5 protein-coding genes and 1 pseudogene are annotated in these 7,146 nt (G+C 70.0%); 3 read left to right on the top strand and 3 right to left on the bottom strand.

The features are described from left to right. The 3 genes and pseudogenes from AWZ10_RS35650 to AWZ10_RS35640 all read left to right on the top strand — a co-directional run. A pseudogene (locus AWZ10_RS35650) lies at nt 1–253 on the top strand (MFS transporter); the annotation flags it as partial. 4 nt (nt 254–257) lie between these two features. Next, the gene (locus AWZ10_RS35645) at nt 258–905 is read left to right on the top strand and encodes a TetR/AcrR family transcriptional regulator (protein WP_046708248.1); all 648 of its coding nucleotides are present in this window, start codon (nt 258–260) and stop codon (nt 903–905) included. A 33-nt stretch (nt 906–938) separates the two neighbouring features. Further along, complete coding sequence (locus AWZ10_RS35640) at nt 939–1,664, top strand: Mut7-C RNAse domain-containing protein (protein WP_046708244.1); 726 nt, start codon at nt 939–941, stop codon at nt 1,662–1,664. 215 nt (nt 1,665–1,879) lie between these two features. Here the strand turns inward: AWZ10_RS35640 and AWZ10_RS35635 are convergent, their stop codons facing one another. The 3 genes from AWZ10_RS35635 to AWZ10_RS35625 form a co-directional block, all read right to left on the bottom strand. After that, nucleotides 1,880–2,980, bottom strand: coding sequence for a hypothetical protein (locus tag AWZ10_RS35635; protein WP_060893066.1), 1,101 nt, complete (start codon nt 2,978–2,980; stop codon nt 1,880–1,882). A 597-nt stretch (nt 2,981–3,577) separates the two neighbouring features. Continuing rightward, entirely contained in the window at nt 3,578–5,194 is a 1,617-nt protein-coding gene (locus AWZ10_RS35630) for an MFS transporter (protein WP_046704377.1), read from the bottom strand. A gap of 133 nt (nt 5,195–5,327) precedes the next feature. Next, a complete protein-coding gene (locus AWZ10_RS35625) occupies nt 5,328–6,638 on the bottom strand; it encodes a diacylglycerol/lipid kinase family protein (protein WP_060893065.1) in 1,311 nt (436 codons plus the stop codon). Nucleotides 6,639–7,146 lie beyond the last annotated feature (508 nt).

Below are 7,146 nucleotides of genomic sequence, written 5' to 3'. Positions count from 1 at the left end.
CACCGCCGGGGACACGGTGGTCGCGGCCCACCTCGTCGCCGAACGGGCGGGCGCGGCCGATCTCCTGACGTCCGCGAACGCCTCGTACGTCCACGGCATGGGCCTCGTCCTGCTGGTGTGCGGCGGCGCGGCTCTGGGCGCGGCGCTGCTGGCGGCGGCTTTCCTGCCGAGCGCGCCGACGGTCCGGGGCGCCGGGAGCGGGCGGAGCACCGGCCCTGACCTGGCCGCGCCGAAGGCCGATGCCCGACAATGACGGCATGACGGCCGCACGCCCCACCGACCCCGCCACCTCCACGGCTTCCGCCGACCGCCCGCAGGTCGGACTCCGTGAACGGAAGAAGATCAAGACCCGCGAGGCGATCCGCGCCGCGACCTACGCACTGGTCGAGGAGCAGGGCTACGACGCCACGACGATCGAGCAGATCGCCGACCGGGCGGAGGTGTCACCGTCGACCGTCTTCCGCTACTTCCCCACCAAGGAGGACATCGTCCTCACCGACGAGTACGACCCGATCCTCCTGGAGGAACTGCGGACCCGGCCGGCGGACGAACCCTGGCCGGACAGCATCCGTCACGTGATGCGGGAGGCGGTCCGCACGGGCATCGAGGAGGACATGGAGGTCGCGCGGCTACGCACCCATCTGATGGTCCAGGTTCCCGCGGTGCGCTCCCGCATGATGGAGAGCATGTCGGTCACCGGCCGCATGCTCTGCACCGCCATCGGCGAACGCTCCGGCCGTGACCCGGACAGCCTGGAGGTACGGGTCTGGGCGATGTCCCTCATCGGCGGCCTGATGGAGACGACCCTCTACTGGGCCGAGAACGGCCACCGTGACGACTTCGCCGAACTCGTCGACCGCACCCTGATCACCCTCCAACACGGCCTCCAGACGGAAAAACCCTGAGGCCACCCCCTTCCCCCATGCCATCCTGACCAGGTGAAAGCAGCCGAGATCCACGTCGAAGTCGCCCCCGAGCTGGCCCTGTTCGTCCCGCACGCCCGCCGCGAGGGCAGCACCCCGCTGGCCACCGACGGCGTCTCGACGCTGGGCCACGTCATCGAGTCCCTCGGCGTACCGCTGACCGAGGTGGGCGCGCTGGTGGTCAACGGCCGCGAGGTGCCGGTCTCGCACATCCCGGCGGACGGCGAGTCGGTGACCGTACGTCCGGTCCCCCGCCCTCAGGAGGTCCCGGGCGCCCCTCTCCGCTTCCTCCTCGACGTCCACCTCGGCACGCTCGCCCGGCGGCTGCGGCTGCTGGGCGTCGACGCGGCGTACGAGTCGACGGACATCGGCGACCCGGCGCTGGCCACGCGGTCCGCCGCCGAACAGCGGGTGCTGCTCAGCCGCGACCGGGGGCTGCTGCGGCGGCGTGAGCTGTGGGCCGGGGCGTACATCTACAGCACGCAGCCGGAGGAGCAACTCCGCGACGTGCTCGACCGGTTCGCGCCCGAGCTGCACCCGTGGACGCGGTGCACCGCCTGCAACGGGCTCCTGAAGCCGGCGACGAAGGAGGAGGTCGCGGACCGGTTGGAGGGTGGGACGCAGAAGTCGTACGACGTGTTCGCGCAGTGCGAGGCGTGCGGGCGGGCCTATTGGAAGGGCGCGCACCACGAGCAGTTGGAGGCGATCGTCCGGGAGGCGTTGAGGACGCGCACAGGCTGATTCGGGAGCCGACACCCAGGATTCCTGCCAGAGCGGGCCCGGCCCACAGCGCGATCGCGACAGGCACTGTCAGCGACAACTCCCGGCTCAGCACGGCGCCGAGCGCGGCGCACAGCCACAACACCTCCCACGCAGTCCTCGGACGAGGCACCGCTCCCAGCACCACCGCTCCCCGTGGCCGGCTGGTCTCTCCTTCTGATTCCTGCGACCGCCGCTCACGACCGTGTGGCAGTCCCGCACCTCGCATCGCCGGCCTCCCGCATGCGCGCCTCCATCGACGTGCTCCGGTCGTACGGGTCGACCTCGGGGCCGTCCGCCGGGGACGATGTCGCGCGCTCCGCGCCGAACGTGGGGGTGAAGTAGCCGGTGAAGGAATCGCAGCCGCCGTTGGTGCTGTCCGCCTTGTAGGAGACGAGGGAGAACGTACCCGGCTCGATGACGATCTTCGACGGGTCGTCCCAGCTCATCACGACCTCGCGGCGCACGATCGTGCGTGCGACTTCGTCGCTTCCCGCCGCAGCGCGTACGGCCGGATACACGTATGTGACATCCGTGGTCACCTCGACCGCACCGCGCTCACCTTCTCGGTACGTGATCCGCCCCCGGGTCTTGACCACATCCCCGACAAGCCGGACCTTTGTCGCCCTGAACCGGCTGAACAGCAGCAGAGGATCGTCTTCCCGGCTGGGCGCACGGAAGGCGGTCGCCAGGTAGTCCTGCACATCCTGCTGATGCGGATTGATCAACGCGATCGCCTTTTTCGGCCGGTCCCCACGCAGCACACCAGGATCCAGACTGGACTCGGCGAGGAAGTCCCGGGTCTTCTTGAGCGCCTGCGCGACCTGCCCCTTGCTCATCCAGCCGGTCGCCCGTGCCTCAGGCAGACCGATCCCAGCCGTCCCGTCACCCCACTGGGCCGCGGGCGACCCCCTGAACGGCTGCTCCACGGTCGGACCGTACGCTGCCGCTTCCGTCGGCGGCGCTTCATTGGGACGTTTCGACTCCACGGCGAGCGGTGCGCTCTCACCGCCTCCGCCTCCGAACCATCCAGCCACCCGCCCTGGATCCAGCGCCACGACCAGCAGGGCGACCGCAGCCAGCAGACCGACCACGTACCAGCCCTTGCCTCCTCGCCGCCGGGCCGGTTGGTGACTCCGCCACGGCTCCGGGCTGCCGGTCTCCTCCTGCAGCCGCCGCGCCACCATCCGGGCCCGCGCCGACGGCTCCTCGGGCGCGCCCTTGGTCCCCGCTTCGGCTTCACGAAGGAAGCGCTCCCACTCTTCGTCCGGTATGGACTCCCCGCCCATGTCCCCCATGGCCCCACCCTTCTCAGGTACCCGACCCCTCCCCAGGGCCGGTCATCTTTTGCGCATCATCACACAACTCAACTTGGCTCCCTGATCGCCACCGACGGCTCCCTGGGGGCTCCGTGCCGTTGCGCCGAGCCGAGCACCGCTTGAGGAGTTCGAGCCGAGCACCGCTTGAGGAGTTCGATCCGAAGCCCCGCACGGAATCAAGCTCCCAGTGTCGGAACGCCGCTTGCGGCCACTCAAGATTGCTTGTGTCCGCCGTCGTTGATGTCAGCTGGTGATGTCAGGAGCTGGGGCGCTCCTGACGTGCGCCCGCATCGCGATACGCAGGGCTTCGAGTTCGGTTCGAAAGCGCGGACGGCCGACCGGGCCAGTGCCGCAACCGTGTGGCAACCGGACCGGAGAACCGTTCCCGAACTGCCGGGCGCCCGGTCGTCATCGGCTACGACGAGTCGGATGTGGACCTCCGATCCGTCCCGATGGAAGAACTTGACCGCGGGCTTGCACGCAGCAGGCCAGGCAGCCGAGCCGACATCGTTCTTGGCACGGTGGTACGCGCGCCGAGCACTCAAGTCGGGGATCGCCAACCCAACCGTCCGGCGGTTATGGGGCCGTCGAACGGGGCTGGGTCTTCGGGATCCGTGAAGTGAAGAACATCGCGAGGAGAGCGGTGAAGGCGAGGATGGCGAGTGCGGCGCGCAGACCGTCGATCCTGGCGTCGGCGTTCGCGTCGAGTGCCGCTTGCGTCACGTCCGTGCTCGTGCCCGCTTCGTCGAGGGCGGACTTGAGCTGGGCGTCCGACAAGAACGGTGCGCCGCTTTGGAGTTCGACAGTCGCCTGGCTCTTGACCTCGGCCGGGATCGCCGGATTCTGGTCCACGCTGGTGAGGAAGGACGTCGTCAGCGAGGCGATCATGATCGACCCGGCGAGTGCCGTACCGACCGAGGCGCCGAGGTTGGTGACAGCGTTCTGGACGCCGCCGACTTCCGCGCTCTGCGCTTCAGGCACCGCGGACACGGTGACCGACCCGAGCTGGGACGCCAGCGCGCCCATGCCGAGCCCGATCAGCAGGAGGGGAATGGTGACGATCTCCGCGCCGGCGTCCGCGTCGAGCGCGGCCATCAGGACCACTGCGCCCGCGAGCAGCGCGAGGGTCCCGAGCCGCACGACCCGCCGCGGTGAGACGTCCGGGAAGAAGCGGGGGATCAGGATGGCGGCCGCCAGCAGTGTCACGGAGAGCGGCAGGATGCGGGCGCCGGTCTTGAGCGCGGACAGGCCCAGCGCGACGGACAGATAGAGCGGTACGACGAAGAAGACGCCCATCTGAACGAGGTACTGGAAGAAGAACATCGTCAGTCCGCCGGTGAGCTGCTTGTTGTGCAGCATGCCCGGGTCGACGAGTGGCTCCCTGCGCCGCTTGACCATGCGGGCCTCCCAACGGAGGAAGAGCCAGACCAGAAGCAGACCGGCCAGCATCAGCCACACGACCAGCGAAACCCCGAGCCACGAGGGCGCGTCGGGCTTCGGCTGGAACCATCCCCATTCGTCCGAGCGGAGTACGCCGTAGACGAAGATTCCGAGCCCGAGCGCGGAGAGCACGGCGCCGACGAGATCGATGCGCGGGCGTTCGCCGACCGGCGCGTCAGCGATGCGGCCGGCGAGCACCAGGATGCCGAGCACCACCACGACCTCGCCGGCGAAGACCCACCGCCAGGAGAAGTACGTCGTCGCGACACCCCCGATGAGCGGCCCGACCGCGATCGCCACGGCTCCTGCGGCCGCGACGAGGCCGTAGGCGGCGGGACGGCGTTCGGCGGCGAAGTTGCTTGCCACGAGCGCCACGATCGCGGGCAGGATGAGTGCCGCACCGATCCCCTCGAGGAACGACCAGCCGAGCAGCAGCACGGGCAGGTTCGGTGCGAGCGCCGTGGTGAGGGAGCCGCAGCCGTAGATGACGCAGCCGATCATGAACGCGCGTTTGCGGCCGATCAGCTCCCCCGCTTTGCCGCCGGGGATCATGAACATCGCCATCACGAGGGTGTAGGCCGTGATGGCGCCCTGCACTCCCGTCACCGTCGTGCCCACGTCCTCGGCCACCGTCGCGATCGAGACGTTCATGACCGAACTGTCGAGCGCCATCAGAAACTGACCGGCCGCGAGTGCCAGCAGGACGATTCGCGCCGTTGTCGAACTCTCGGCGGTGCCTGCTGTGGGTGCCATGCGCGCATCGTCCCAGCCGCCCCGGAGGGCGATCCGCGACCCGCCCCGGAGGTCAACCGGTTGGCGGACCACCGGGCACTTCACGCCTGACCGGCGAAGCGGCGTCAATGGCGTCCGGGAGGACGGCGGCTTCTCAGCTCAGCGCCAGCTTCCGTAGCCGTCGCCAGTCCATGGGGGCCCTCGTCCGGGGCACGCCAGGGCGGTGGCGCGGTACCCGCACGCGCAGGGCCCGGGGATGGATCGTGCATCGTACGGGCGTCGGCAGGGTCAGTGCCTCACCGTCGACCCCGGCTTCGATCTCGGGCGCGTCCGCATCGACGACGACCTCCTGGGTGGTCAGGGTGGTGAGGCCGGGCGCGTGCCTCCCCGTGAGCAGCTCGGCCGCCTGCGCGGCGTTGTCGACGTTGACTCCCAGGACGCCGAGGGCACCTGAATCCAGGACCTCACGGCGTCCGAGGCCGGCCAGGTCGCCCATCCGGTAGGGGTTGTTGCTGACGAGCACGGCCTGGGGTCCGTCGAGGACCGTGTCCGCAGCGCGGACGGCCAGCCGGGGACCGCGTCGGTGGGTCAGCAGGTCGGGAAGCGTCTGGAGGACGGTGCGGACCTTGTCGTCGCGGTAGGCGGGACTTTGTACCACGGCTGCGTAGGTACCGAAGGACGCGTTGTTGACGAAGGCTCGCTCACCGATGAAACCGATGTCGACGCGGAGTTCGACGCCGTCTGCGAGCGCGTCCAGGCAGGTCGACGGGTCGTCCCGGTCCAGGCCGAGGTCCAGGGCGAAGTGGTTGCGGGTTCCGGCCGAGATCACCATGAAGGGAATGCCGTGCCTGGCGGCGACTCCGGCGACCAGGGCCTGTGTGCCGTCACCGCCTGCGACTCCGAGGAGATCGGCGCCGTCTTCGACCGCCTTGTCGGCGAGCGCGACCACGTCCTGGTGATGAGCTGTGTCCAGCAGGAGGACGTCGGCGTCGAGCGCCTCGGCCTTTTCCTTGAGGTGGAACTTCCCCACTTTTCCACCGCCTGATCGTGGATTCATGATGAGGAAGGGGCGCTGGGGAGGAGCGGTCCGCATTTCCAAAGGCCCGGCCGGCTTGATGTCCCTGCTGAGTGTCGCTACGCCGACGGAGACCCCGAGGGCCCACAGGGCAAGGGAGACGAGTACGACCCACAGCAGCTCCGCCCATGCGTAGAGCGCCAGCACCGCGAGCGGGGCGACGGCGGCCAGGGTGAAAGCGAGCAGTCTGCCGATTCCACGCCGGGTCAGTGCCCACCACAGGCTCGCTGCCGATATGGCCAACCCGGCCAGCCCGGCGCCCAGGAGCGCGATGCTCTTGAATCCGGCGACCACGAGCAGGATCACTACCGCAGCGAGCCCAGCGATGAGGGCAAGCCGGGCCGACCAACGCTGTACGAGGCGACCGCGTCCCCCCAAGTCCCTGCGCATGGATCCTCCTGCCGGTCGGAGCACGGCCGACGCGACGGTGCGTGGCACCGCGTCCAGTGGCGATCCCCACCGTTGCCCGAGCGTGTACGAGCGGAGCGGGTCAAGGGCGACCGGCCCGACATCCGTGCCTGTCCGGGGCCCGTGATGCGGGCGTCCGCCTCGTTCACCACCCCATGGGAAGCACCTTGGCGGCAGTACGGTCCGCCGACGGCCGCGACCCGGTACGGCCGGGACGAGGCCAAACTCGCTGCGGTGCGGTTCCCCGCGAGGGCGCTCCCGCCACCATGCCCATTGCACCACCCGGCGGTGTGCGCCGCATGTTCACCACCGCGGGCGCGGCACAGCGGTGATCCCCCGCCCGCATCGACCGACATGCCGACGCGGCGGGGACTTGAGCGCTGCCGAGCCGTCATGCCGCCTGCAGGCCGGCGCGCCACCACTTCGGGCGGTTGGCCGCGCCTCGCGCGTACGGCCCACCTGGGCGGGCTCGCACGAGCCGTCCGAGCCC

Origin of the sequence: Streptomyces europaeiscabiei, from assembly GCF_001550375.1 — a bacterium.
Taxonomy (GTDB): Bacteria; Actinomycetota; Actinomycetes; order Streptomycetales; family Streptomycetaceae; genus Streptomyces; species Streptomyces europaeiscabiei.
This window is presented reverse-complemented; position numbering and strand designations above follow the sequence as displayed.

Coding starts and splice junctions, on each gene's coding strand:
- AWZ10_RS35645 (WP_046708248.1), top strand. CDS start 258: ATGACGGCCGCACGCCCCACCGACCCCGCCACCTCCACGGCTTCCGCC.
- AWZ10_RS35635 (WP_060893066.1), bottom strand. CDS start 2,980: ATGGGGGACATGGGCGGGGAGTCCATACCGGACGAAGAGTGGGAGCGC.
- AWZ10_RS35630 (WP_046704377.1), bottom strand. CDS start 5,194: ATGGCACCCACAGCAGGCACCGCCGAGAGTTCGACAACGGCGCGAATC.
- AWZ10_RS35625 (WP_060893065.1), bottom strand. CDS start 6,638: ATGCGCAGGGACTTGGGGGGACGCGGTCGCCTCGTACAGCGTTGGTCG.